The following is a 25,557-nucleotide window of genomic DNA, read 5'->3' as shown; positions in this document are numbered from 1 at the left end:
TTAAATTAGGAGGTATTTTAATATGTACGATTATCCATTAGATCCAGATTGGTCAACTGAAGAAATTATCGATGTTGTGGAACTATATAACGCAGTAGAGAAGGCTTATGAAGAAGGTATCAGTGCTAAAGAATTCATGGAACATTACCGTACTTTTACATCTATTGCAGACTCTAAATCATTACAGAAGCAATTAGATAAAGCTTTTGAAGAAGCGTCAGGTTATTCTATTTATAAAGTTTTCAAACGTGCTCAGGAAGAAGAGTGGGTTAAACTATGAACTTTTTCAAGAAGCTGCAGATGATGTTTAAACGTACTGGTACAGATAAAACCATCTATGCCTGTACGATTTTTCTTGCCTGTTTTGGGATTGTCATGATTGGTGATGCTTCTGTAGGTATGTCGGCAAGTAGAGGATCTAATTTTGCGACTATTAACTTATTGAAACAATGTGTCTTTGTTGCTGGTGGCTTTTTCTGTATGTTTCTATTTGCACGTGTCTATAAAACACGACGCATAAGCGAAACAATCATGCTTTCAGCTTATGTGATATGTATACTTATGATGCTTGCCTGTCTTATGTGGACAATTAATAACTCCCATGCCTGGATCAAGGTAGGTCCTATTACTATTCAGCCTGTTGAGTTTATGAAACTTGTTATGATTATTATATTGAGCTATATATTTGGTGTCTTACCTGATCAGGTCCGTATCTCAAATCGCTTATCAGCTGAAAAAAGAAAAAAACTCGTTCGTCGTAAATTTATGCTTTGTGTTGCTTTTCCTGCATTGCTCGTTTTTTTCGCATTTTTTATCTGCTGGAAAGTTCAGAAGGATATGGGAAGTGGCTTGATTCTACTCGTCATGTCTGCCTGTCTGTTCTTTGCGACTCCATCTCAATATTATCGTCCTTATAAGATTATTGGATTATTTCTTGTATTTCTTGCAGTACTTGTCTTTATCTTATTTCATGAACGTTTCTTAAAAGGTCATCAGATGGCACGTATTGCTTCTTGGCTGAATCCATTAAAAGATATTTATGGATCCAACTATCAGATTATCAATGGTTTTGTAGGCTATACAAATGGCGGGTTGATTGGTCGTGGCTTCGGAAATTCTATTATGAAATTCGGTTATATTCCTGAAGCACAGAACGATTTTATTTCCTCTATTATTGTGGAAGAATTAGGACTAGTGGGCTTTGCGGCATTCTTTATTCCTTACTCTATTATTATCTGTAGATTATTTAGATATGCTTTCTGTATGAAAGAATCAAGAGATAAACTTACTCTTATTGGTATCGCAAGTTACTTCTTTGTACATTTAATGGTCAATGTAGGTGGTGTATCTGGTCTTATTCCAATGACTGGGGTACCTTTACTATTAATTAGTGCCGGTGGTACATCGACTTTAATGGCTTTAACTTGTATTGGTGTGGCTCAGGCTCTTATTGCGAAATATAATCGTGAAAAGAAGCAGGAGGCTATTGAGAAATCATTATGATTTATGAATCAATTAATGAACTTATAGAAGCAATTAAAGAAGAAGAGTGCTTCAAGTCATATCATGATTCACTTCAAGTATTTAAATTACCTGAGGTTAAGTCTTTGATGCGTGAAATGAATCGCTTAAATGAAGAAAAAGAAGATTTAGCACGTTTTGGCCCCTATTGTGATACGAAAGAGCTTCAGGAACGTATCACAAATATAAGAAGAGAACTTTACAGTATACCAGAGATGAATGCATATTTGAGTGCTTATGGTGAACTCAATGAAATGTTAGATGACATCACTACAATTGTCTTTGATGATATCAGTGATGAACTCGCAAAGGGAAGGATAGGAAGAAGTTATGCGCGTTATAGCAGGTAAATATAAAAGCAGACAGCTAAAGGCGGTGCCTTCTAAGCTGACACGTCCTACAACAGATAAAAATAAAGAGAATCTTTATAATATGATTGGTCCTTATTTTGATGGAGGAATCTGCCTTGACTTATTTGCAGGAAGTGGAGGACTTGGCATTGAAGCGTTAAGTCGAGGAATGGATGAACTGTATGCAGTAGATAAACAATATAAGGCATTTCAAGTTATTAGAGAGAATATTAATAATTTAAAGATTACGAATGCACATGTGATGAAAGCTGATTATCGTAAGGCTTTAGGAATTCTTAAGGAAGAAGGCATTCAGTTTAGTCTTGTTTTATTAGATCCACCTTATGGTATGAAGATTAATAAGGATATTATTCATACACTTAAGGATAATGGAAACTTGAAAGATGGCTGTATTCTCGTGATAGAAGATTTAACTGAAGAGAAGCTTGAATACGAAGCACCTTTTAGACTTATTAAAGAAAACAATTATGGTATCACATGTCTTCAAATCGTGAAATATGAGGGGGCTTCATCTTGATAAAGGCAGTATATACGGGAACATTTGATCCTGTCACAAATGGACATCTTGATATTATTGAACGTGCTTCTAAGATGTATGATGTACTTTATGTGACTATTTTTATTAATCCACATAAGACATGCTTATTCTCTGTAGAAGAACGTATAGAAATGTTAAGAGAAGCAACAAAACAGTTTCCTAATGTTGTCATTGACGAAAGTAGTGCTCTTGCTGTAGAGTATGCAAGGGAAGTGGGAGCGCAGGTGCTTGTACGTGGTTTACGTGCAACAGAAGACTATAACTATGAGTCTTTGATGTGCTTTACAAACCAGTATTTAGATGAAGGCATTGAAACAGTCTTCTTAATGACTCGACTTGCTTATACATTTGTCTCTTCATCGTTTGTGAAGGAGATTGTATCTCATAATCATAGTGTTGAAGGTCTTGTACCAGCATGTGTTGAAGAAAAACTAATTAAAAAATACAGGGGGTAGATTATGCGTTTATTATTAAAGAATGCACATTTGTATCGTCATGAATCATTCAGTGATACAGATGTATTGATTAAAGATGGCATCATCAAGAAGATTGGTGCATGTAATGAAGAAGCAGATAAAGTGATTGATCTTCATGGAGCACTTTTATCTCATAACTTTATTGATATCCATACACATCTTCGTGAACCTGGCTTTGAACATAAAGAAACTATCTCTACTGGTAGTGCATCCGCACTTTATGGTGGATATGGAACGATTGTCGCAATGGCTAATACATTACCTTGTATGGATGATCAGGAAACAATTGAAGACTTTACAAAACGCTGTGAAAAGGATGCACAGGTCAAAACATATACTTATAGTGCTATCACAGAAGAATTAAAGGGTCAGAAGGTTGTTGATATGGAAGAAAATATCAAACAGCCAATCGTTCTTGGTTTCTCAGATGATGGTAAAGGTGTTCAGAAAGATGAAAAGATGGAAGAAGCCATGACACGTGCAAAAGCACTTGATTCTATCATCGTCGCTCATTGTGAAGATGAATCTGAATTACATGGTGGCTGCATTCATGAAGGTCATTATGCTAAAGAGCATGGCTTGATTGGTATCAATAGTGCAAGTGAATATAAGCAGGTAGACCGTGATTTACAGCTTGTAGATAAGATTCATAACAGATATCATATCTGTCATATTTCTACAAAAGAAACAGTTGCATTACTTGGTGCAAGCCGTGCACGTGGTGAAAGAGTCAGTGGTGAAACATCACCTCATCATTTGATTTTAACTGAAGATAACATTCAGGATTGTCATCCTAACTATAAGATGAATCCACCTCTTCGTACAAAAGAAGATCGTGAAGCGATTATTAAGGCCGTTAATGATGGAGTCATTACTGTTATTGCGACAGACCATGCACCTCATTCAAGAGATGAAAAGAATAAACCAATTGATAAAGCACCATTTGGTATTATCGGCTTACAGCATGCTTTCCCATTAATCTATACATATATTGTAGAAGAAGGCCTTATTAAGCTAGAAACAGTTCTTGACTGCTTGACTTCTGGTCCTGCAAAGACACTTAACCTGGATGCTTCTATTGAAGAAGGCATGAAGGCTGATCTATGTGCCTTTGATCTAAATAAGGAATATACAATCAAAGAAGAAGATTTGAAATCTAAAGCATGCAATACACCTTTCTTAGGATGGAAGGTAAAAGGTGAATTAATTATGAATATTGTCGATGGACAATTATTAGTGGAGGAATAAAATGAAGAATTATCAGGATTTTCTTACAATCAACTACAATAAAGAATTAATTCCTGGTCTATTTGAAATGGAACTTGAAGGGGAAGGGGCTTCTTTTATTACAGCACCTGGGCAGTTCATCAATATTAAGATCAATGACTCACTTCAGCCATACTTAAGAAGACCAATGAGTATTTTAGATTATGATGATACACATATTAAACTAATCTATCGTATCAGAGGTGAAGGAACTAAGATTCTTTCAGAAAAAAAACCAGGAGAAAAACTAGATGTATTAATTGGTCTAGGTAATGGTTTTACTGATACTGATTACAATGAAGTTATCGTAGTAGGTGGTGGAAGTGGTACACCTCCTATGTATGGTCTTGCAAAAAGACTTATCGCAAAGGGTGTTAAGGTCTCTGCAGTATTAGGTTTCAATGGTTCTTATGATGTTTTCTATGAAGAAGAATTCAAGAAGCTTTGTCCTACTTATATTTCTACAATGGATGGCACTTGTGGTACTAAGGGTACAGTCATTGATGCCATTAAAGAAAATAATTTAACATTTGATCATTACTATGCATGTGGTCCAGAACCAATGTTAGATGCATTAGTAAAGAACTTCCCAGATAATGGTTCTCTTTCTTTTGAAGCAAGAATGGGTTGTGGCTTTGGTGCCTGCATGGGATGTTCATGTAAAGTAAAAACAAAACCATATAAGAGAATTTGTGTAGAAGGACCAGTTCTTTCTTCAGATGAGGTGATTATCAATGGCTAATTTATCTGTAAAACTACCAGGACTTGATATGAAGAATCCTGTTATTCCAGCAAGTGGTACTTTTGGATTCGGTTATGAATTCACTAAGTTCTATGATATTAATGTATTAGGCTCTATGAGCTTGAAGGGTACAACACTTGAACCACGCTATGGTAACCCACTTCCACGTATTGCGGAAGGACCTTCTGGTTTATTAAATGCGATTGGTTTACAGAATCCAGGTGTTGATGAAGTCATTAAAACTGAATTAGTTAAACTAAGAGAAGTTTATTCAGGTAAGGCAATTGCGAATATTGGTGGCAGCTGTATTGATGATTATGTACAGACTGCTGCAAAATTGACTAAAGAAGATTGTATTGGGGCATTAGAATTAAATATCAGCTGTCCTAACGTTCATGCAGGAGGAATGGCCATTGGTACTGATCCTGCTATGGCAGCAGAAGTGACTCGAGCAGTAAAAGCTGTCATTACTAAACCACTTTATGTTAAGTTATCTCCAAACGTAACTGATATTGTGGCAATTGCGAAAGCAGTGGAAGAAGCCGGTGCTGATGGTATCTCAATGATCAATACTTTAGTTGGTATGCGTTTTGATATCCGTTCAGGTAAGCCTATTATTGCGAATAAGACAGGTGGTTATTCAGGACCTGCTATCTTCCCAGTTGCTTTAAGAATGGTTTATCAGGTCTCTCAGGCAGTGAATATCCCAGTTATTGGCATGGGTGGTATTTCTACTGGTAGAGATGCAATCGAAATGATGATTGCAGGTGCAAGTGCTGTACAGGTTGGTTGTGCTAACTTAGTAGACCCATATGCATGTCCTCGTATTATTCAGGAAATAAATGATGAACTTGATGCAATGGGTATTGAAAACATCACTGATATTATTGGAAAATCACATCAATATAAATAAAGAGTGCCTAGCACTCTTTTTTATGTTATATTAAGTGGTGCGAATAAGGAGGATTATAAATATGGAACTCAGTCAATTATTAAACCCTAAACAGCTAGAAGCAGCCACTTATCTAGATGGACACTTAAGAATCATTTCCGGTGCCGGTTCAGGTAAAACACGTGTCGTCACATATCGTATTGCATATTTAATTGAAGAAGTAGGAGTCAATCCTCATAATATTCTTGCTATCACATTTACTAATAAAGCAGCTAATGAAATGAAGACAAGAGTAGAAACTATTCTTGGTACCTCTTTAGGTATAACAATCTGTACCATCCACTCTTTATGTGTACGCGTACTAAGACAACATTCTACAGCCATTGGTTATCCTCATAACTTTATCATTATGGATGAAGAAGACCAGAAATCACTTATTAAAAAGTTATACAAAGAAAAAGAGATTGATCAGAAAACAATCAGTGTGAAATCTATGATCAATTATATTTCTTCTTATAAGGTGAACTTTGTCACTCCAGCTAAAGCCCTGCAGCTAGCTGGAAATATGCCAGGAGAAAAAATCAAGGCAGAAGTCTTTGTACTGTATGAAAAGTATAAAGAAGACCATAATATGATGGATTTTGATGATCTTCTTTTAAATACATTAAAGATCTTCCAGGATAATCCTGATATTGTATCGAGATGGTCTAGACGTTATCAGTTTGTCCATGTTGATGAATTCCAGGATGTAGGTTCTATTGAATATAACCTCATTCATTATTTTGCTCAGGATTCTATTGTTTGTGTTGTAGGTGATCCTGATCAGACAATCTATTCTTTCAGAGGGAGTGATGTGAACTATATCATGAACTTTGATAAAGATTATAAGAATGTTAAAACAGTTATTCTTGATCAGAATTATCGCTCAACAAAGACTATTCTTGATATCTCTAATAATCTGATTCGTAAGAACAAGAATAGATTAGAAAAAAGTCTTTTCTCTGAACTAGAAGAAGGAGATAAGGTTATACATTATGCAGCAGTGAGTGAAGATGCTGAGGCGAAGTATATTTGTGATACAATTGAGAAAATTACTCAGACAGGCATTTCTGAATCTCATATTGCTGTTTTATATCGTGCCAATTATCTATCTCGTACAATCGAACAAGAAATGATTCGTCGCCAGATCCCCTATAAGATTTTTGGTGGTCTCAAGTTCTTTAACCGTAAAGAAGTGAAGGATGCTTTAAGTTATATCAGACTTGTAGTCATGGGTGATGACCTTTCATTTGAACGTGTTGTTAATACACCAACGCGAGGTATTGGGACTAAGACACTAGAAAAAATCACTTTGACAGCTTCGAGACATGGAATTACCAATTATGAAGCAGTCTGTTTCTTCTTGGATGAAATTGGTGTAGGTGGTAAAGCTAAAAAAGGCTTAAAGGAACTTGTAGAAGTAATTGAAAAGGCCAGAGTCTCTGATAAGAGTCTAGCAGATATTTATGAAGATTTATTAAAGGATACAGGTTATCTTGCTTTAATGAAGCAGAATGAAGAAGACAATCGTATTGAAAACCTCATGGAATTAAAGAATTCCATTGATACTTATGTGAAGACTCATCCAGAAACACCTGATTTTGAATCTTATTTACAGGATATTGCGCTCTATACATCTCAGGACGAAGAAAAAACAGGTGATTATGTCTCACTTATGAGTATTCATATGGCGAAAGGTCTAGAATTTGACTATGTCTTTGTATCAGGCTTATCTGAAGGCATTTTTCCTTCTGAAAGAACACTCAGTGAAGGAGGAGATGAAGGGCTAGAAGAAGAAAGAAGACTTGCCTATGTTGCCTTTACACGTGCTAAAAAGCGTCTTTATTTAACTGATAGTCAGGGCTTTAGCTTTGTCTCTCAATCTCCTAAGGTCACATCACGTTTTGTTGATGAAATTGGTCGTGATTCTGTAGAACACGTAGGGCGTCCTTCGAAATTTAAGACACGTCATTATGTTCATGAATCTTATCCTGATTTGATTGGTGATAATGGTGTAGATGACTGGAAAGTAGGCGATTTTGTCAATCATGATGTTTTTGGCAAGGGTGTAGTAGTAAAGGTTAATGGTCAGCTAATTGATGTAGCCTTTGAAGTGCCTCATGGAATCAAGACCTTAATGGGAAATCATCATGCGTTAAAGCGCTTATCTAACTGATTTTCGGTTTTATTATCGAGAGAATTTTGTTATAATACCAAAAGAAAAGGAATGAGTAAGATGTCATTTGAAAGACTTAATGAATTAAAAGCCTTATTGAATAAATACAACTATGAATATTATGTACAGGACAATCCTACTGTAAGTGACCAGGAATATGACCGTTTAATGGAAGAATTAATCCGTATTGAACAGGCCAATCCTGCCTGGATTACTACTGATTCTCCTAGCCAGAGAGTGGGTGGAGAAGTATTAGAAGGTTTCAAGAAGGTGACACATCAGCGTATGATGATGTCACTTGGTGATATCTTTAATGAAGATGAGGTTTATACCTTCAATAATCGTGTCACTGATGTGATTCCTAATCCAGAATATATATGTGAACTGAAGCTGGATGGTTTATCTGTGTCGCTTGTATATCAGGATGGTGTTTTACAGTATGGAGCAACAAGAGGAAACGGAACTGTGGGTGAAGATATTACTCATAACGTTAAAACGATTCGTTCCATCCCTCTTCATATTGATTTTAAAGGACCACTAGAAGTACGTGGTGAAATCATCATGCCTAAAAAGGCATTGGAAAGATTGAATAAAGAGCGTACTGATGCAGGTCTTCCTCTCTTTGCGAATTGTCGTAATGCAGCAGCAGGCAGTATTAGACAGCTAGATAGTCGTGTGGCGGCAAAAAGAGGCCTTGATGCCTTCTTATATCATGTGCCAGAAGCATCTCAATTAAATGTTTCTACACATTATGAATGTTTAGAGAAAATCAAGGATCTTGGATTTAAGACAAATCCTTATACACGTAAGTGCAAGACTATTCAGGAAGTATGGAACTATATTGAAGAAGTAGCAAAACTCAGACCAACACTTCCTTATGATATTGATGGTGTGGTTATTAAGGTCAATGACCTTGATTCACAAAGAAAACTAGGTTATACAGCAAAGGTACCTAAATGGGCTATTGCTTATAAGTTTCCGGCTGAAGAAGTGATTACTAAACTTAAAGATATTATCTTCACAATTGGACGTACAGGGCAGATTACACCTAATGCAGTCCTAGAACCAGTACGAGTTGCTGGTTCACTTGTTCAGCGCGCAACGCTTCATAATGAAGACAATTGTATACGTAAAGATATTCGTATAGGTGATGATGTTATTGTAAGAAAAGCAGGAGATGTCATCCCTGAGGTTGTTTCTGCTATTAAAGAAAGACGCACTGGTCATGAAATACCTTTTAAGATGATTACGGTATGTCCTAAGTGTGGTTCTCTACTTGTAAGAAAACCTAATGAAGCCGCTTATTATTGCGTGAATGAAGAATGCGACTCAAAGAAGATTGAGAAGCTGATTCATTTTGCAAGTCGTGAAGCAATGAATATTGATGGACTTGGTGATAAGATCATCGAACAGTTCTATAACTTAGGTTTTGTGACATGTATTGAAGATATTTATCATCTTGGTGTACATGAAAAAGAAATCATGGATATTGAAGGTTTTGGGAAGAAATCCATGGATAAACTCTTAGAGGCGATTGAGAATAGTAAAGCAAATTCTCTAGAAAAGCTTTTATTTGGTTTAGGTATTAAAGGAATTGGAGCAAAGATGGCAGATACACTTGCTTATCATTTTGGTTCAATGGATGCACTTCTTAATGCAAATTATGTACAATTAACAAGTATTAAGGATGTAGGTGATACAATTGCGTCTTCTCTTGCAGCATTTAAACGTAATGAACGTAATTTAGAGTTGATTGCACATTTAAGGGAGTTAGGGCTCAATATGGATTATTTAAAAGTCCGTCAGGAAGGTGATAATCCATTTAGAGATAAGACAGTCGTTATTACTGGTACCTTAACACTTATGACAAGAAAACAAATTAAAGATTATCTAACAAGTCAGGGTGCAAATGTCACAGGTAGTGTATCAAAGAAAACAGATTTAGTGATTGTTGGGGAAAATCCAGGATCTAAATATACTAAAGCAGTTGATCTTGGTATTTCAATCATGAATGAATCAGCATTTAAGGAGGCTAGCGGACTATGAATAAATTTTTAAAAGCTCTTGTTAGCATCATGCTTATTTTTGCGACAGGATGCTCCAGCAAAACAGTGAAAACATCAAGTAGTACAAAAGAGTCATCTGCTAAGACATTTGATGGCAATTACTACAACATGATTAATAATGGACGTTCTAAAAATAGCGAGAAATTCTATTTGAACTTCAGTAATACAAAGGATTTAGTAACTATCGGTTCAGGATTACAGATTCTTTCCACTAGTCATTTCTCTACAAACGATTATTATTTATCAGAAGGATTAGAATTAACACCAACCGATTATAATAATCTTCTAAAAAGAGATGCAGCAGGAACTAAAGAAGAAGATAAGAAATATCCTGATACATTACAGATAGAAAGTGGTAAGACTTATGAAGGATTACAGAGTCCTGTTCTTGTATCTAATTTAACTGAACAGGATTATTATAAGAAGAGCGGTTCTGGTTATGTATTAAAAGGTATTTCTATTGCGCTTATTCTTGATCCTAAAGAACAGATTGATGGTAAACTTTCTTCACCTGCAGTGACGCTCAGCGATGAAAAATTAAGAACCTATTCACAGCAGTGTGTTAAGAAGATTTATAAGTATATCCGTTCAAATAAGAAAAAATTAACAGATATTCCCGTTATGATTGGTGTATATCGTGCTAATAATAATGAAATATCTGAAACAAATGGTAATTATATTTATGAAGCATTTTGCGAAGGTGGCAGTGCTGGAACTTTAAAGAAGGTTAATCATGAAAATGTCTTCTTTACTAGTTCTCGTGCATCTAAGTTAGATCCAGCCACTGCTTCAGATTTTGCGACAATCAAGTCTAACTTGAAGAAGGCTTCTACAGAAGCGGCTGGTTTAGTTGGTGAAGCCAACTACATCAATGATACAATTCAGTCAATGAAAATCACAGCACACTTGAATATCAAGACATATACAGAATTACTATATCTGACTTCAGTGATTGCTGATAACATTAATAGTAAATTCACACAGGACTTTAATATTAAGGTTCTTGTGTATTCACAGGATGAATTGATGGCTGTGATTATTAAGAAAAAAGGCGAAGATGCAAAGACATCTATATTAGAACAGTAGGAGGTTAATTATGGACGATACAGATTTAATGTTGAAAAAACTAGGAAGAAAAACCATGTTCAACATCACTGACGAAGAAATGCCAGCATTAAGAGAACAGTATGAAGTATTCATGAGCCATGTACAGGCACTTGATGAAATTGATACTGAAGGTGTAGAACCCCTCGCATTCCCTTATGTGGTTGAAACAACATTCTTAAGAGAGGACGAACCTAATCATGTAATTAGTACAGAAGATGCATTAAAGAACTGTAAGACTGTACAGCGCAATCAGATCAGAGTTCCAAAGGTGGTAGGATAATGGTGACACATACTATTGAAGAATTACATGAACTTTTCAAAAGTGGAGAGTTAGATGTAAAAGAATATTATAAAGAATTATTTGAAGAAGCAAAGAAACAACAGGAAAGACTCAATGCTTTTGTAACTATTACTGAAGAAGAAGCATACAAAGCAATTGAAGCACCTATGACTGATGATCTTTTATCACATATTCCATATGTATTAAAAGATAACTATAACACTAAAGGTATTAAGACAACTGCATCAAGTAAGATGCTTGCTGATTATGTACCAGTATACAATGCACATGTTGTTGATTTATTAAATCAGCATGGTGTAGGTTTAGTAGGTAAGGCTTCTATGGATGAACTTGCTATGGGTGGTACAAATAAATCAGCACTTACTGGTCCAGTACATAACCCTTGGGATACAAGACGTATTTCTGGTGGTTCATCAGGAGGATCTGCAGCACTTGTTGCAAGTGGTCTTATTCCATTCGCATTAGGTAGTGATACAGGGGACTCAATTAGAAAGCCAGCTGGATTCTGTGGTATTGTTGGTTTCAAGCCAACTTGGGGCAGAATCTCTCGTTATGGTGTTATTCCTTATGCATCTTCATTAGACCATGTAGGTGCATTTACTAGAAATGTACGTGATATGGCTATTGTGACTGAAGCATTAGCAGGTAGAGATAACCGTGATATGACTTCATCAAATAGAGAAGTACCACATTATTTAGAAAACTTAACAACTGATATTTCTGACTTAAAGATTGGTGTTTTAACTACTGTATCTAATGAAGTAAGAAATGAAGAAGTAAAAAAGACTTTTGAAAATGTTGTTGAAACATTAAAGTCTCTTGGTGCAACAGTTGAAGATGTTGAAATGGATAAGAAGCTTATGAAGACTTTACTCCCAACATATACAATTATTGCGAACTCAGAAGCAACAAGTAACCATTCATGCTTAGATGGAATCAAGTATGGAGATAGACAGCAGGGGGATACTCCTGATGATGTTATGATCAATTCTCGTACTGATGGTTTTGGTGATCATATTAAGAGAAGATTTATTCTAGGTAACTTAGCTCTTGCCACTGAAAATCAGGAAAAGATGTTCAGAAAAGCACAGAGAGTAAGAAGACTTGTTGTAGATGAATTAAATAAGATCTATGAAAACTACGATATCATCATTGCACCTAATGGTGGAGGTGTTGCACCTTTAATTGATGAAGCAGCTGAAGATTACTTAAGCGATGAATATATTATTCTTGAAAACTGGTTATGTCTTGCCAACTTTGCAGGTACACCATCTATCTCTATTCCTTCTGGATTTGTAGATAATATGCCAGTGGCTGTTAATATCTCAGGACGTATTTTTGAAGAACAGACTGTCTTGAATGTTGCTTATGCATTAGAAGAAGCATTAGGATTCAAGAACCAGTATAAGAGGGAGGACTAAAGATGGATTACGAAAGAGTCATCGGGCTAGAAGTACATTGCGAATTAAAGACTAATTCAAAGATGTTCTCTGCTTCGCCAGTTACATTTGGTGAAGATCCAAATACAATGATCAATGAAGTAGACATGGGGATGACAGGAACATTACCATGCTTAAATAAAAGAGGTGTAGAATTCGCTATTCGTGTATGCCATGCATTACATATGGAAATTGATGAATTACTATGTTTTGACCGTAAGAATTATTATTATTCTGACCTTCCTAAAGGGTTCCAGATCACTCAGGATAAAAGACCTATTGGACGTAATGGTTATTTAATGATTGAAGTAGATGGAGAAGAAAAGCGTATTGATATCGAAAGATTACATATGGAAGAAGATACTGCAAAACAGCTTCATTTAACTGATTACTCATTAATCGATTACAACCGTGCAGGTATTCCACTTATCGAAATCGTTACTAAGCCTTGTATCCGTTCAGGTAAAGAAGCAAGTGCTTATCTTGAAGCATTAAGACAGGTATTCTTATATACAGAAGTATCTGATGCAAAGCTTGAAGAAGGTTCTATGCGCTGTGACGTCAATGTTTCCATTCGTCCATTTGGTCAGGAAGCATTTGGTACACGTACAGAAATCAAGAACTTAAACTCTATCAGCAACGTTCAGAAGGCAATCGATTATGAAGCGGGACGTCAGCAGGAAGTTATTGAATCTGGAGGAGAAGTCCTTCAGGAAACAAGAAGATATGATGAAGTAGAAAAAATCACTACAGTCATGCGTTCTAAAGGGGATGCAGTAGACTATAAGTACTATACTGAACCAAATATCTTACCAATTAGACTAGATCATGCTTGGGTAGAAAGAATTAAGAATGAATTACCTATGATGCCTGGAGAAAGAGAAAAGCATTACGAAGAAGAATATGGTATTCCTAAGGTAGATGCTAAGATTCTTGTTTCTACTAAGTCTATGTCTGATTACTTCAATGAAGTTATTAAATATACTAAGAATTACAAGAATGTATCTAACTGGTTATTAGGTGATGTATTGGCTTTCTTAAATAAGAACAACCAGTCTTATGATGATATTGAATTAAATCCAGAATACCTTGCTAAACTAATCAATTTCATCGAAGATGGTACAATCTCTTCTAAACAGGCTAAAAAAGTTTTTGAACCAATGATGACAGACAATAAAGATCCTGAAAAGATCATTGAAGAAAAGGGTATGAAACAGATTTCTGACCCTAATGCTTTGAAAACTATGGCTAATGAAGTATTAGATGCGAACCCACAGTCTATTGAAGACTATGCAAATGGTAAAGACCGTGCTGTAGGATTCTTAGTAGGACAGGTTATGAAGAAGTCTAGAGGTCAGGCTAACCCTGGTATGGTTAACAAGTTACTTGTTGAACTTCTTAAAGAAAGAATTAAATAACTATACTTTACTTTATTTCTTTGGTAAAATAGAAGGGTAAAGTAGGTGATTAATGTGTCCAAAGAAAGATTTCATTTTGATGATGAAGAAGAAGTAGTTATCCAGACACCTAAGAAGAAAGCTGAAAAGAAGCCAACTCCTAAAGAAATGGGTATTGAACCTTCTAAAGAACCAAAAAAGAAAATTCAAACTAAATATATTGTGCTTGGAATCGTTGCAGTACTTGTACTCGCATTCGGAATCTATTTATATAGTGCTTTAAAGGATGAAGGACCTGTATACGGTGACCGCTGTGAAGGACTTGTAACAGTTCAAAAAAGTGTTTTAGATGACACCATGAATGAAGCGAAGTCTAAATACAGTTCTATTGCATCTATTGATATTGAAACAGCATGTAAGCAGTTCAAGGTAGATATTGTCTTTAATAATGGCACATCCGCAAAGACTGCAGAAGAAGTTTCAAGAGAAGTTGTGAAAATCCTTGATTCAAAAGGTGGTCAACCTGCTTATGAGGGATCTTCTTATTCAGAATTATTGAATAAGCATAATGGCGTAAAGCAATATGAAGTGAATCTTTATCTAACTGGTGGTAATGATACAGATTATCCAATCTATGGTACTAAGCAGGCTGGTAAAGATGATATCGGATTTACTCTTTCATCAGTAAAGGATCAGGAAACAACAAATAAAGCGAAAGCAACTGAGCAATAAAATGAAAAGCGATTTCTAATCGCTTTTTTTTGACGAGGAGGATATATATGAATAAGAGAGATAAGTTTATAGGTGAATGTATCGATTATACACATGATGGTTTAGGTGTTGTAAAGCAGGATAATATAACTATTTTTGTAAAGAATCTATTACTTCATGAAGTGGCTGAAATAGAAGTTATCAAGGTGCTTAAGAGCTATTGTGTAGGAAGAGTAGTGGAATTAAAGACACCTTCTAGTGAACGAATAGAACCAAAATGTGAGTGTTTTAAGCAGTGTGGTGGCTGTTCTTTGATGCATATGTCAGATTATGAACAGCAGTCTTTTAAGACAAATAGAGTAAAAGAAACATTCTTGAAGATTGCTCATCAGGATCTGGAAGTAAATGACTGTTTGATGGATATGGACCCTTATCATTATCGTAATAAGGTGCAGGTTCCTTTTGGTAAGCAGGATGGTCATATTGTCTCTGGATTTTATAAAGCACGTACAAACGATATCATTAATAACGATTACTGTCTTATTCAGAATGAATTCTCTAATAAGGTCATTAAACGTATTAAAGAACTTTTTGAAGAGTATCATATCCAGCCTTATGATAAAATTACTAAATCAGGTAATATAAAGCATGTCTTAACTAAGACAAGCTATCATAAGAATGAAGCCATGGTTGTATTTATCTCTTATAAAAAGAAGATTCCACATATTCATGAAATCATTGATATTTTAACGAATGAATATCCAGAAATACGTACAATTATTCAGAATATCAATCCACGTCATGATAATGTCATATTAGGTGAAGAAGAAAAAGTATTATATGGTGAAGGGTATATTGAAGATACACTTCTAGGTAATACTTATAAGATTTCTATGAAGTCTTTCTATCAGATTAACCCAAGACAGGTAGAAGTACTTTATTCTAAAGCCATTGAATATGCAAAATTTAAACCAACGGATGTCGTTATTGATGCGTATTGTGGTATAGGTACTATTTCTTTGACCCTTGCTAGACATGTAAAGAAGGTTTATGGTGTAGAAGTCGTTCCACAGGCGATTGTAGATGCAAAAGAGAATGCTGAAAGAAATCATATTACAAATGCGGAATTTGTATGTGATGATGCAGGTCATTTCATGACTGAATTTGTAGAAAGACATGAAAAGGTGGATTGTGTTATGGTGGATCCACCTAGAAAAGGATGTTCTACTGAATTCTTAGAAAGATTGACTACACTTTCTCCTGAACGTATTGTCTATATTTCATGCAATGTAGCGACTCAGGCAAGAGATTTAACATATTTAGTAGAAAAGGGATATAAGCCAATAGATGTACAGCCAGTAGATATGTTCCCGCATACCCCCCATATCGAAAATATTTTATTGTTGAGTAAATAATATGTTCCCATTTGATGACGATCCACATACTGCCTGCATAGTATGCAGGCATGTACTAAATAAAGAAGAAGCTATTGCTTATATAACTCATGATGAAGATGGTATGTGGCAGTTCTTATGTGATAAAGAACATTCTATGGATGATGCAAGGATTGTATCTCTAGAAGAAGTCTATGCATTAGACCCTTCTATTGGTGAAGCAGCAGATATGCCTTGTGGTTGTTATATAAATAGAAAGTAAAGTGAAGCCTCCTATGTATGTAGGGGGGTTATCTCATTTTATAGGCGTTTTATAGCTTTATTGGTTTACTTGAATAGTGTAAGAGATGGTGGTAATATTTTTATATGAAAGCGAGTAGATAACCAATGAGTAGAAGAGTTAATAGAATACCTGTCATTCTTGATACAGGTAATGTAAAGGAATTACCTCCAGAAGATATCAAGATGATCTTAAGAGCTGCTGATACATGTATTATGAAAGCAGGAAGAAATATGCTTGCTAAGATATTAAAAGGTTCTAAAGACAAAAAGGTATTAGAACTGAAATTAGATGAGTGTCCTGCTTATGGATATTATCATGATATGAAATTAGCTGATATTATGCATTATATTGATTGGATGATTGATGAAGATTATCTTAGAATAAAATATGAAGGGCGTCTTCCCTTATTAGTATTTTCTGATGAAGGATGGGCAATAGAGAAAGAAACATTTGCTCAGGAATTATATCAACAGTTCTGCTTGGATGTAAAAGAAAATAATCCGCGTGTCATTCATAAACTGATTAAAGTAAATAGAAAGGTTATTTTACGTATACTTGATATTATTGAGGAAGAAGGGAATAAGGAATTTATTCCTTGTTTAGAAGCTTATAAAAAAATAGAAACAAAGAGAATTGGTAGACGTATTATTGAAGTAGAGAAGACAATTAAAGATAAAGTGTAGGAGTTAAGAAAAAAGTGTCAGGCAAGAAATGCAAAATGTATATCGCACTGTCACTTTTTTGTTAAACCGTATCTCTGCATCAAGAAACTCAATTTCTATCTGTTATATAGTATTTTAAAAATCATTATGCATGGATGTTCGCTGATAATATGTATTTATAATATCCTGTAAAGTAATCATATTCATTTTTTCTTCAGCAGTTTTTTGGACTTCATTATAGAATTGCTGTAAAGATAACTGAATATTAATGCCAGTGCCACAATCAGGGTTGGTATGAGTATCTAAATGAAGCAGTGGTTTCTCTCCTTCAACAGCTTTATAAATATCCAGCTATGTGAATTGGTCTGTTGGTTTAAAAAGAGAAGGACGGGCATGTCCAGCTACACTAGTCATAAGTACGTTAACATAAGCTGGCGTACAAAGCCGGGATTTGTATGGATGCTTTCTGCAATTGAGGCACTAAAGAGAGATTTTTCCTGGTTAATAGCAATCAGAACCATCACATGAACAGCATCACTTAATTTTGTTGAATATTTCATGATAAGAAACTCCTTGTAGTATGATATAATGATTTTTGCGTTTTTAGGAAAAAACATTTCTGGCTTGACAAAAACATTTCAAGCTCTCAACAGTTATTTTTAATGTGTTGAGAACTTGTACATATCATTTGTTTTGACCATTGTAAATAATATAATTATGACTATAATGAAATTTAAATTTAAATGAAAAGTCAATACCGTAATAAAAACTTACGGAGTATATCCCATATATTACTCATTCAGGAGATGACGTCTTTATTAAGAATGCAGCTAAATAAGCAGAAGTAGTTTATAAGTATTTTTCTATAGAGAAGGATACTAGATTAAATATCACTGCAAGAGGTACTGGTACTCTACAAGTATATTTTGATAATCATTTGGTTGGTGATATGACATTTAGTAATGATGCATGGGATAAGAAAGACATATCCATTGATGCATCTTATCAATATACTCAACTTAAACTAATAGTAAAAGAAGGAAATCTAGATATATTATCAGTTGGTTTTGAAAAGTAAATAATACCTTAATTCCCCCCTAAAGCGACATGAAATCATTCATGTCGCTTTTTTAACTAAGGAAAACTATTATTAAAAATAGGTAATAAAATAGAAATTCATATTTTATGAATAGAATATCAGATGTTCATTCATGAATAAAAGCGGTATCATTTAGGAGCAGTAAGAGTGATGTACACACAAAGCAAAAAAAGAAGGAGAAAATATGGAAAACAATAGTAAAAGTAGTGTCGTTTATCAGGGGAAGATTCCTGGTAGAGTAAAATATTCATTCGCATTTGGTGCATTAGGTAAAGACTTGATTTATGGTATGATTGCCACATTCTCAATGATCTATTTCACAGATATCATTAAGGTTGCACCAGCATTCATCGGGACAATGTTCTTCGTTGCGAAGATCTGGGATGCCTTCAATGATTTATTTATGGGTATGCTTGTGGATAATACAAGAAGCCGTTATGGTAAATTCATTCCTTGGTTAGTAGCAGGAACATTAATTAACGCATTTGTATTCGTTATTGTATTCACAGATTTCCATCTTACAGGTGTAAATCTTTGTATCTTCGCTTCAGTTATCTATGTATTATGGGGCATGACTTATACAATCATGGATATTCCTTATTGGTCAGTTATTCCAAACTTAACTTCTGATCCAGAAGAACGTGAAAAAGTATCAGTACTTCCAAGAATCTTTGCAAGTATTGGTCAGTCATTAATTATTGCTGGTTTTGGTGTTCAGATCATCAAGGGTCTTGGTGGAAATTATATTGGTTATCATAGATTTGCTTTAATCATCGCAGCTACATTCATTTTCACTATGGCAGTATGTGTCTTAAACCTTCCTAAAGTTCAGACAAATGATGAAAAAAAGGAAAAGATGAAATTCAGAGACATTTTCATAGTTATTAAGAAAAATGACCAGTTAAGATGGGCAGTATTATTAATTCTATTATATAACGTTGCTATTCAGGCAATCATGGGTGTTGCTACTTATTATTTTAGTTATGTATGTAATAACGCTGGTATGTTATCAGCTTTTATGATCAGTGCTTCAGTTGCTGAAGTTGTTGGTCTTCTTATCTTCCCTAAGGTTACTAAAGCATTATCAAGAAAGAAAGCATTCTTATTCGCATGTGCATTACCTCCAATTGGTTTAATCTTATTACTTGTTGTTGGTTTTGTTTGTCCTACAAATATCTTGTTAACTGCTATTGCGGGTATTGTTGTCAAGACTGGTACTGGTCTAGAACTTGGATGTGCAACTGTATTCTTAGCTGATGTTGTAGACTATGGTGAATATGTATTAGGTGACAGAAATGAGGGTGTTGTCTTCTCATTACAGACATTAATCGTTAAATTAACAGCCGCCTTCACTTCACTCGCAATTGGTTTCGTACTAGAACTTACTGGTTATGTTCCAAATGCAGTGCAGTCACTTGCTACACAGAACTCAATTCGTGTATTAATGTGTGTTGTACCAACTATTGGTGTTATCTTAGCTTATATCGTATTTAAGAAGAAGTATAAGTTAGATGATGAATTCATGAAAAAAGTTGTAGATAAAATTAATAGTTAATTCTAAAGAACAGGCTGATTTTATAAACTGAAATCGGCTTGTTCTTATTTCGCGTATATAATAAAAAGTGTTATGATAATAAAAAGTAAGGAGCAGGCTTATGAGAACGTTTAGTATTATTTTGGCTGATGATGAACAGAATATCCTCTATGGTATGCAGAAGGGAATTAATTGGGAGGAACTAGGATTCATAGTGGCAGGAACAGCACAAAATGGGAAAGAAGTATTAGAAATGATGGATGACTTACATCCAGATCTTGTTATTAGTGATATTAAGATGCCCTTTATGGATGGATTAGAGCTTGCTAAGACTATTCATGATAATTATATGAATACTAAGGTTATTCTTTTTTCTGGATGGGATGATTTTGAATATGCCAGACTTGCTATCAGCTACGGTGTATCAGAATATTTGATGAAACCTATTGACTATGATGAGATGAAAAAACTCCTAGAAAAGATGCACCAAAGTTTAGAAGACGAATATAATGAAAAAATCAACTGGACTCGTTTAGAAAATGCTTATTATAAAAGCCTTCCACTCTTAAGACAGCAGTTTTTTACACAGATGGTTCTAGGTACGATGAATCAAGAAGAATGTGCACAGCAGATCAAGAATCTTGGACTAGAACTTGATGAACAGGAATATTGTATTGTTGCAGTTAAAATACAAAAAGAAAATCATCAGGATGTTTTTAGTGAACTTTCTATTAAAGAAACACTTAAAGAAGCATTGGATAAGATTTCTAAGGGATATGAGTTTGGAATAGGGGACAAAGAAATATTCCTCTTAAGTGCGAATAAAAAGCATGAAATAGGAAAAATAACACGTACTTTGCAAGAAGCATCAATTATGATTACACGTATTTTTGGTGTTCATATTTCATGCGGAATAAGTGGTACGGGAAATAAAAGAGAAGATATACCTTCACTTTATACACAGGCTAAAGATGCTTTAGAATATAATCTGGTACTTCCTGATGAAAGCTATACATACTATAATGACTTAATGCTTCAAGAAGAAGTCGAAACAGATTGGAATGCTTATGTAGAACAGATTGGAAAAACAATTACCTATTGTAAAGAAGAAGAACTTAAGAAACAGGTTGAAGAATTGATTAATTTACTTCATAAAGCTCATTATAATCTTAATGAATATCAGATGGTGATTATGGAGATATCATTTTCTTTCGCAAGATTATATAAGAAATATCATATTTCTTCTAGTGGAGAATTTGCTGGATCAAAAAAGATGGCCGTTACTATTCTTGCACTCACTACAGGAGAGGAATTAGATCACTGGCTACTTGATTATTGTCAATTGATTCGCCTTCTTATACAGAAAAAACGTATAGATAATAATGTGATACTTGTAGATAATGCTAAGAAGATAGTTCAGGAAAACTTCTCTGATCCAGATTTAAGTGTAGAAAGTGTTTGTGAGGCATTACATGTCAGTACCTCTCATTTCTCCAAGATATTTAAACAGGAAACAGGTGGGACTTTTATGAGTTTTATGACAAGATTACGTATGGGAGAAGCAAAAAAACTTTTACTTCAGACAAATTATAAGAGTCTGGTGATTGGTGAAATGGTAGGATATCCAGAACCTAATTATTTTAGCTATGTATTTAAGAAAAACTGCGGTGTCTCTCCCGCTAAATATAGGAAACTAGAAAATGAAAAATAAGAAATTAAGTGTACGTGTTATATTACCTGTTGTTATGTCTGTTTCCATTGCTGCTTGTATTATCAGCAGTATGATGTTATTTTCTTATCTATTCTCTTCTTATTTTAAAAAAGATGCAGTCGAGAAGATGGATCGACAGACAATCTCCTTAGCACAAAGTCTAGAAAATGAAGTAAGTGAAATCAATAGTCTTGTGAATGATGTTTATTATCAGAACATTAAGAAATATGATTGTGAAAATGTTCAGTTTAAAACAGTTATGACTCAGAAAATCTCCAATGAATCAAATAGGATTTATAGTATATCTCTTTATGATATGAATGGGAATAGGGTCTGGAGTTTTGGAGAATCGTCCGGTGTTTTTGATATTCAACAATCCTGGTTTAAAAATGCAAAAAAGAATACTGAAACCATTCAATATGGTCATCGACACTTGGTGAAATCCAATCTATCAGGTTATGTCATGGATATTAGCCGTTATGTAGAATATATTAATGCTGGCAATATAAGATCAGGTATTTTATTGATGCAGTATTATACAGAGCCTATAGAAGGTATTCTAGATCGTTATCAGAACCAGAAGTCAGCTTATTGTTATTTACTGGATGAATCTAATGATTTTTTATATCATCCTTTTGAAAAACGTATCGCCTCTCGTTTATATAAAGAAAAAACAGTATCTACTGCATTCAAGAACAACCGTAGTATTCATAATGGAGACTGGCTTGTAGAAAGAAAACAGATTGGCTATACGGGATGGAATATTGTGGTAGTGAATTCCATGTCAAATCTATTAGTAGAAAACCGTCGTTTTCATTATATTGTTTGGTTTATTCTACTTTTAGTAGGAGCTATTTTGATATTACTTGATTTTCAGGTGTTTAGAAACTTTACCGACCCTGTTTATCAATTACTTGCTACAATGGAAGATTTTGGTAAAGGTAACTATAATTCTCGTGCAAAAGAAGAAGGAATTGGAGAATTAAAGAGTTTAAGTGCCAATTTTAATATTATGGCAGATAAATTACAGAAGCAGATGGAAGAAATCCGTCAAAATGAACGTGAAAAACAGAAAATGGAGAAGAAACTACTTCAATCACAGATCAACCCTCATTTCTTATATAACACGCTTGATTCTATAATATGGATGATTAGAAGTGAAGAATATGAAGGAGCAGGTGAAATGGTTTCATCTCTTGCTAAGTTCTTCCGTATCTCCTTAAGTCAAGGAAAGGATATGATACCCTTAGGTAAAGAACTTGAACACGCAACAAGTTATTTAAAGATTCAGAATATTCGTTTTAAAGATAAATTTGACTTTAAGGTAGAAGCAGATCCTAAACTAATGAAATATCTCATTCCTAAGCTTTCTATTCAGCCCTTATTAGAGAATGCGATTTATCATGGAATGGAAGGTATGTATGAGGATGGGGAGATTATTATCAGTGTTTATGAGGAAGAGGATACTATCAAGATTGATGTGGCAGATAATGGTCTTGGTATGACAGAAGATAAACTTGAGTATATTATGCATCATCAGGTTGTTTCTAGTAAACGTGGATCAGGTATAGGTGTGCGAAACGTTCATGAAAGAATTCAGCTTATTTATGGTAAACAGTATGGTGTTACTATTACAAGTGAATTAGACGAAGGAACAACTGCTACTATTACTATCCCTAAAATGGAGGAAGCAGATGAAACAGAATAAAAGAAAACACATAATCCTCATTGTGATATTACTGAGTATGGCATTTGTTTCTACTTTATATGTAAGAGATAGGGATTATGTACAGAAAAATAAAAGAATTGCGATTATTTATCCTAAGCATTCACAATCGCTTATTCAAGAAGTACAGGAAGGAATACAGGATTGTGCATATGATCATCAAGTGAAGCTTGATGTCTGGTATAAGGATGATTTATCCCAAAATGAACTCGATAATCTTATTACACAGGAATATAAAAATCAGGCCATGGGCTTATTACTTGTATATCCAGAAAAGTACATGAGGAAAACACAGTATGAATATGGGAATGTATTAGCTCTTACAGATACAATGCAGGATTCCTTCACCTACACTGCTTCTTTTAGTCATACTTCTCATGAAACAATGAGATTACCTGTGGATTTTACTCTTCTAAAAGAGATATCTATAGGAAAAAGAGATGCTATTTATATTGAGGATACTTATAAACTAGGTTATAAGAGTATAGAACTGATTAGTCATTGTGAAGGAAAAAAAAGGTTATCAACTATTTCTTTAAAACCAGAAAAAGTTGATCAGAAAGTAGTGGAAAAAGGCAGTAAAGCCTCACTATTTACATATTAGAAGGTTACTATGAAAAAGATGAGAAAATATAAATGGATATTGTTTATGGTGCTGATTTTATGTTTAACACTAACAGTATTAGGAGGCTCACGTTCTAAAGATGATCAATATATTCATGTGGGTATTGCGGTTTACGATCTTGACGATACATTTATGAATAGCCTAATTACAGCACTAGAAAATAGAATTGATGAAGCGCATATGAAAAAGAAAATCTCTTATGAGATATGTGATGCGAAAGGAAATTCAAGACGTCAAAATAAACAGCTTCAGTATATGTATACTCAGAACTATGATATGATGCTTATTAATCTTGTTGATCCTTCTTCTGCAGCAAGTGTCTTGAATAATGCAAAGAAATTAGACATCCCTGTTATATTATTTAATCGAGATATTGCTGAAAAGGATTTAAAGATTACAGATAATGTCTGGTATGTGGGAACAGATGCCTCTCAGGATGGGCAAATACAGGGAGAGATGCTTCGTAAAATCTGGAATGAACAAAGAAATAGAGTAGATAAAAATAAGAATGGAAAAATAGATTATGTTCTTATAGAAGGCGAAGAAGATCACTATGATGCCATTCGTAGAACAAAAGGGTTCTTAGAAAACAGTAAAGACCTCCCTTTAAATACACTAGGTACTTTATCTGCTTCATGGAACAGACAACTTGCTTATAAGAAGTTTTCTCAATTAGATAACAATGCGATTTCTAGTACTGAAGCTGTTATATGTAATAATGATGATATGGCATTAGGAGTTTATGATTATTACAAAGAAAAGAATCTAGCTCTACCTATTATTTTAGGTATCAACAACAGCCAGGAAATGAATGAGAAAATTATGTCTGGTGAAATATATGGTAGTGTAGATAACAATATGGATAACCAAGTATTAAGAATAGTTAAATGTATGGAATCTGTACTAAATGGAAATACTAAAAAATATAAGAAAGTCTGGTATAGTACACCTTATGCAGTCACAAGAGAATAAGTCATTTGCTTATATAATTCATTTATGTTAGTATGATTAGCATAAACTAACTAAGGAGAATTACATGAAAGCACATAAATATTGGTCTATTGGTGCACTGATCACCATGATTTGTACTTTCTTAACAGGACATATGAACAAGATGATTCATACAGGATTAGGTTTGATTGCACTCATTTGTATGATTATGTCAGTCTATTCAGGTCATAAGATGATTTCAAGAAAGAACTAGTTTAGTCAGCAACATAATGGTTGCTGGCTTTTTATATGTTACAAATAGTATGGAAATAGGTAATAAGTTTTTAAGCATGCATTAACCGTAGTTCTTTGAGTATCTCATTTTAGATAGAGGTGCGAGAAGAATCGAGGGTATTCTTCTTTTTGAGGTAATAATTGAAGAGAGCAATCGTGATCATAACTATATATGGTCTAGTGTACAATGTGGAAACTATATATACATTGATACTTGTAAGAATCCAATTTCAGGTATTTATAAAAAAATCATTGAT

At 34.3% G+C, this 25,557-nt stretch carries 27 protein-coding genes; 25 read left to right on the top strand and 2 right to left on the bottom strand.

Features of this window, described 5'->3' with window-relative positions; genetic code table 11:
* The first annotated feature begins 22 nt into the window (after positions 1-22).
* From ACFOZZ_RS11685 to ACFOZZ_RS11600, 18 genes are all read left to right on the top strand, one after another.
* Positions 23-280, top strand: a complete 258-nt coding sequence (locus ACFOZZ_RS11685; RefSeq protein WP_055233824.1) for a UPF0223 family protein — start codon at positions 23-25, stop codon at positions 278-280.
* Positions 277-1,503 (top strand): FtsW/RodA/SpoVE family cell cycle protein, encoded by a 1,227-nt coding sequence (locus ACFOZZ_RS11680; RefSeq protein WP_055289294.1) that lies wholly within the window; start codon positions 277-279, stop codon positions 1,501-1,503. The genes ACFOZZ_RS11685 and ACFOZZ_RS11680 overlap by 4 nt, the downstream gene beginning before the upstream one ends.
* A complete protein-coding gene (locus ACFOZZ_RS11675) occupies positions 1,500-1,871 on the top strand; it encodes a YlbF family regulator (protein WP_376815294.1) in 372 nt (123 codons plus the stop codon). Before ACFOZZ_RS11680 ends, ACFOZZ_RS11675 begins: the two co-directional genes overlap by 4 nt.
* Positions 1,852-2,409 (top strand): 16S rRNA (guanine(966)-N(2))-methyltransferase RsmD, encoded by a 558-nt coding sequence (gene rsmD, locus ACFOZZ_RS11670; protein ID WP_055233822.1) that lies wholly within the window; start codon positions 1,852-1,854, stop codon positions 2,407-2,409. Before ACFOZZ_RS11675 ends, rsmD begins: the two co-directional genes overlap by 20 nt.
* Positions 2,406-2,885: a pantetheine-phosphate adenylyltransferase gene (gene coaD, locus ACFOZZ_RS11665; protein WP_006506612.1), complete on the top strand. Its 480-nt coding sequence runs from the start codon at positions 2,406-2,408 to the stop codon at positions 2,883-2,885. The genes rsmD and coaD overlap by 4 nt, the downstream gene beginning before the upstream one ends.
* A 3-nt stretch (positions 2,886-2,888) precedes the next feature.
* Entirely contained in the window at positions 2,889-4,154 is a 1,266-nt protein-coding gene (locus ACFOZZ_RS11660; protein ID WP_320803377.1) for a dihydroorotase, read from the top strand.
* A 1-nt stretch (position 4,155) separates the two neighbouring features.
* Positions 4,156-4,914: a dihydroorotate dehydrogenase electron transfer subunit gene (locus ACFOZZ_RS11655; protein ID WP_055289296.1), complete on the top strand. Its 759-nt coding sequence runs from the start codon at positions 4,156-4,158 to the stop codon at positions 4,912-4,914.
* Positions 4,907-5,827 (top strand): dihydroorotate dehydrogenase, encoded by a 921-nt coding sequence (locus ACFOZZ_RS11650; protein WP_376815293.1) that lies wholly within the window; start codon positions 4,907-4,909, stop codon positions 5,825-5,827. The genes ACFOZZ_RS11655 and ACFOZZ_RS11650 overlap by 8 nt, the downstream gene beginning before the upstream one ends.
* Before the next feature lie 61 nt (positions 5,828-5,888).
* Positions 5,889-8,021, top strand: coding sequence for an ATP-dependent helicase (locus tag ACFOZZ_RS11645; RefSeq protein ID WP_376815292.1), 2,133 nt, complete (start codon positions 5,889-5,891; stop codon positions 8,019-8,021).
* Between the two features lie 60 nt (positions 8,022-8,081).
* A complete protein-coding gene (gene ligA, locus ACFOZZ_RS11640) occupies positions 8,082-10,067 on the top strand; it encodes an NAD-dependent DNA ligase LigA (RefSeq protein ID WP_055289302.1) in 1,986 nt (661 codons plus the stop codon).
* Positions 10,064-11,173 (top strand): CamS family sex pheromone protein, encoded by a 1,110-nt coding sequence (locus ACFOZZ_RS11635; protein ID WP_147556396.1) that lies wholly within the window; start codon positions 10,064-10,066, stop codon positions 11,171-11,173. Before ligA ends, ACFOZZ_RS11635 begins: the two co-directional genes overlap by 4 nt.
* Before the next feature lie 10 nt (positions 11,174-11,183).
* Positions 11,184-11,474 (top strand): Asp-tRNA(Asn)/Glu-tRNA(Gln) amidotransferase subunit GatC, encoded by a 291-nt coding sequence (gene gatC / locus ACFOZZ_RS11630; protein WP_006506605.1) that lies wholly within the window; start codon positions 11,184-11,186, stop codon positions 11,472-11,474.
* Positions 11,474-12,916, top strand: coding sequence for an Asp-tRNA(Asn)/Glu-tRNA(Gln) amidotransferase subunit GatA (gatA, locus tag ACFOZZ_RS11625; protein ID WP_055233817.1), 1,443 nt, complete (start codon positions 11,474-11,476; stop codon positions 12,914-12,916). The genes gatC and gatA overlap by 1 nt, the downstream gene beginning before the upstream one ends.
* Positions 12,917-12,918: 2 nt before the next feature.
* Positions 12,919-14,352 (top strand): Asp-tRNA(Asn)/Glu-tRNA(Gln) amidotransferase subunit GatB, encoded by a 1,434-nt coding sequence (gene gatB, locus ACFOZZ_RS11620; RefSeq protein ID WP_279147610.1) that lies wholly within the window; start codon positions 12,919-12,921, stop codon positions 14,350-14,352.
* A gap of 54 nt (positions 14,353-14,406) precedes the next feature.
* Positions 14,407-15,063 carry a hypothetical protein gene (locus ACFOZZ_RS11615; RefSeq protein ID WP_147556397.1) on the top strand — a complete coding sequence of 219 codons (657 nt, stop codon included), beginning with the start codon at positions 14,407-14,409 and terminating at the stop codon, positions 15,061-15,063.
* A 47-nt stretch (positions 15,064-15,110) separates the two neighbouring features.
* Positions 15,111-16,457 carry a 23S rRNA (uracil(1939)-C(5))-methyltransferase RlmD gene (rlmD, locus tag ACFOZZ_RS11610; RefSeq protein WP_320803374.1) on the top strand — a complete coding sequence of 449 codons (1,347 nt, stop codon included), beginning with the start codon at positions 15,111-15,113 and terminating at the stop codon, positions 16,455-16,457.
* Between the two features lies 1 nt (position 16,458).
* Entirely contained in the window at positions 16,459-16,698 is a 240-nt protein-coding gene (locus tag ACFOZZ_RS11605; RefSeq protein ID WP_279079829.1) for a hypothetical protein, read from the top strand.
* 125 nt (positions 16,699-16,823) lie between these two features.
* Positions 16,824-17,402 carry an RQC-minor-1 family DNA-binding protein gene (locus ACFOZZ_RS11600; RefSeq protein ID WP_278780202.1) on the top strand — a complete coding sequence of 193 codons (579 nt, stop codon included), beginning with the start codon at positions 16,824-16,826 and terminating at the stop codon, positions 17,400-17,402.
* A gap of 114 nt (positions 17,403-17,516) precedes the next feature.
* Here the strand turns inward: ACFOZZ_RS11600 and ACFOZZ_RS11595 are convergent, their stop codons facing one another.
* Together ACFOZZ_RS11595 and ACFOZZ_RS11590 are read right to left on the bottom strand one after the other, a co-directional pair.
* A complete protein-coding gene (locus ACFOZZ_RS11595) occupies positions 17,517-17,726 on the bottom strand; it encodes a hypothetical protein (RefSeq protein WP_376815297.1) in 210 nt (69 codons plus the stop codon).
* Positions 17,727-17,791: 65 nt separating this feature from the next.
* A complete protein-coding gene (locus tag ACFOZZ_RS11590; protein ID WP_376815291.1) occupies positions 17,792-17,941 on the bottom strand; it encodes a hypothetical protein in 150 nt (49 codons plus the stop codon).
* 389 nt (positions 17,942-18,330) lie between these two features.
* On the opposite strand from ACFOZZ_RS11590, the gene ACFOZZ_RS11585 reads away from it, so the two are divergent.
* The 7 genes from ACFOZZ_RS11585 (at position 18,331) to ACFOZZ_RS11555 (ending at position 25,280) form a co-directional block, all read left to right on the top strand.
* Positions 18,331-18,459, top strand: a complete 129-nt coding sequence (locus ACFOZZ_RS11585) for a hypothetical protein (protein WP_278780206.1) — start codon at positions 18,331-18,333, stop codon at positions 18,457-18,459.
* Between the two features lie 205 nt (positions 18,460-18,664).
* Positions 18,665-20,035, top strand: coding sequence for a melibiose:sodium transporter MelB (gene melB / locus ACFOZZ_RS11580; RefSeq protein WP_376815290.1), 1,371 nt, complete (start codon positions 18,665-18,667; stop codon positions 20,033-20,035).
* Between the two features lie 100 nt (positions 20,036-20,135).
* Positions 20,136-21,725: a response regulator gene (locus ACFOZZ_RS11575; RefSeq protein WP_278780210.1), complete on the top strand. Its 1,590-nt coding sequence runs from the start codon at positions 20,136-20,138 to the stop codon at positions 21,723-21,725.
* On the top strand, positions 21,715-23,433 hold the full coding sequence (locus ACFOZZ_RS11570; protein ID WP_376815289.1) for a sensor histidine kinase: 1,719 nt from the start codon (positions 21,715-21,717) through the stop codon (positions 23,431-23,433). The genes ACFOZZ_RS11575 and ACFOZZ_RS11570 overlap by 11 nt, the downstream gene beginning before the upstream one ends.
* A complete protein-coding gene (locus ACFOZZ_RS11565) occupies positions 23,420-24,055 on the top strand; it encodes a hypothetical protein (RefSeq protein ID WP_147556399.1) in 636 nt (211 codons plus the stop codon). The genes ACFOZZ_RS11570 and ACFOZZ_RS11565 overlap by 14 nt, the downstream gene beginning before the upstream one ends.
* A 9-nt stretch (positions 24,056-24,064) precedes the next feature.
* Complete coding sequence (locus tag ACFOZZ_RS11560) at positions 24,065-25,048, top strand: galactose ABC transporter substrate-binding protein (protein ID WP_279068648.1); 984 nt, start codon at positions 24,065-24,067, stop codon at positions 25,046-25,048.
* 64 nt (positions 25,049-25,112) lie between these two features.
* Positions 25,113-25,280, top strand: a complete 168-nt coding sequence (locus tag ACFOZZ_RS11555; protein WP_187114819.1) for a DUF6219 family protein — start codon at positions 25,113-25,115, stop codon at positions 25,278-25,280.
* The last annotated feature ends 277 nt before the right edge of the window (positions 25,281-25,557 follow it).

The organism is Catenibacterium sp. GCM10023432, assembly GCF_042651925.1.
In the GTDB taxonomy this organism is placed as follows: Bacteria; Bacillota_I; Bacilli_A; order Erysipelotrichales; family Coprobacillaceae; genus Catenibacterium; species Catenibacterium mitsuoka.
This window is presented reverse-complemented; position numbering and strand designations above follow the sequence as displayed.

What these genes read in the sequence shown, in the direction of transcription:
- gatC (WP_006506605.1), top strand. Translation starts at nt 11,184, where the DNA reads ATGGACGATACAGATTTAATGTTGAAAAAACTAGGAAGAAAAACCATG.
- rsmD (WP_055233822.1), top strand. Translation starts at nt 1,852, where the DNA reads ATGCGCGTTATAGCAGGTAAATATAAAAGCAGACAGCTAAAGGCGGTG.
- ACFOZZ_RS11600 (WP_278780202.1), top strand. Translation starts at nt 16,824, where the DNA reads ATGAGTAGAAGAGTTAATAGAATACCTGTCATTCTTGATACAGGTAAT.
- ACFOZZ_RS11570 (WP_376815289.1), top strand. Translation starts at nt 21,715, where the DNA reads ATGAAAAATAAGAAATTAAGTGTACGTGTTATATTACCTGTTGTTATG.
- ACFOZZ_RS11680 (WP_055289294.1), top strand. Translation starts at nt 277, where the DNA reads ATGAACTTTTTCAAGAAGCTGCAGATGATGTTTAAACGTACTGGTACA.
- ACFOZZ_RS11585 (WP_278780206.1), top strand. Translation starts at nt 18,331, where the DNA reads ATGACATTTAGTAATGATGCATGGGATAAGAAAGACATATCCATTGAT.
- rlmD (WP_320803374.1), top strand. Translation starts at nt 15,111, where the DNA reads ATGAATAAGAGAGATAAGTTTATAGGTGAATGTATCGATTATACACAT.
- ACFOZZ_RS11650 (WP_376815293.1), top strand. Translation starts at nt 4,907, where the DNA reads ATGGCTAATTTATCTGTAAAACTACCAGGACTTGATATGAAGAATCCT.
- ACFOZZ_RS11590 (WP_376815291.1), bottom strand. Translation starts at nt 17,941, where the DNA reads ATGAAATATTCAACAAAATTAAGTGATGCTGTTCATGTGATGGTTCTG.
- ACFOZZ_RS11565 (WP_147556399.1), top strand. Translation starts at nt 23,420, where the DNA reads ATGAAACAGAATAAAAGAAAACACATAATCCTCATTGTGATATTACTG.
- ACFOZZ_RS11605 (WP_279079829.1), top strand. Translation starts at nt 16,459, where the DNA reads ATGTTCCCATTTGATGACGATCCACATACTGCCTGCATAGTATGCAGG.
- ACFOZZ_RS11660 (WP_320803377.1), top strand. Translation starts at nt 2,889, where the DNA reads ATGCGTTTATTATTAAAGAATGCACATTTGTATCGTCATGAATCATTC.
- ACFOZZ_RS11575 (WP_278780210.1), top strand. Translation starts at nt 20,136, where the DNA reads ATGAGAACGTTTAGTATTATTTTGGCTGATGATGAACAGAATATCCTC.
- ACFOZZ_RS11560 (WP_279068648.1), top strand. Translation starts at nt 24,065, where the DNA reads ATGAAAAAGATGAGAAAATATAAATGGATATTGTTTATGGTGCTGATT.
- ACFOZZ_RS11685 (WP_055233824.1), top strand. Translation starts at nt 23, where the DNA reads ATGTACGATTATCCATTAGATCCAGATTGGTCAACTGAAGAAATTATC.
- gatA (WP_055233817.1), top strand. Translation starts at nt 11,474, where the DNA reads ATGGTGACACATACTATTGAAGAATTACATGAACTTTTCAAAAGTGGA.
- ACFOZZ_RS11645 (WP_376815292.1), top strand. Translation starts at nt 5,889, where the DNA reads ATGGAACTCAGTCAATTATTAAACCCTAAACAGCTAGAAGCAGCCACT.
- ACFOZZ_RS11635 (WP_147556396.1), top strand. Translation starts at nt 10,064, where the DNA reads ATGAATAAATTTTTAAAAGCTCTTGTTAGCATCATGCTTATTTTTGCG.
- ACFOZZ_RS11655 (WP_055289296.1), top strand. Translation starts at nt 4,156, where the DNA reads ATGAAGAATTATCAGGATTTTCTTACAATCAACTACAATAAAGAATTA.
- melB (WP_376815290.1), top strand. Translation starts at nt 18,665, where the DNA reads ATGGAAAACAATAGTAAAAGTAGTGTCGTTTATCAGGGGAAGATTCCT.
- ACFOZZ_RS11675 (WP_376815294.1), top strand. Translation starts at nt 1,500, where the DNA reads ATGATTTATGAATCAATTAATGAACTTATAGAAGCAATTAAAGAAGAA.
- ACFOZZ_RS11555 (WP_187114819.1), top strand. Translation starts at nt 25,113, where the DNA reads ATGAAAGCACATAAATATTGGTCTATTGGTGCACTGATCACCATGATT.
- gatB (WP_279147610.1), top strand. Translation starts at nt 12,919, where the DNA reads ATGGATTACGAAAGAGTCATCGGGCTAGAAGTACATTGCGAATTAAAG.
- ligA (WP_055289302.1), top strand. Translation starts at nt 8,082, where the DNA reads ATGTCATTTGAAAGACTTAATGAATTAAAAGCCTTATTGAATAAATAC.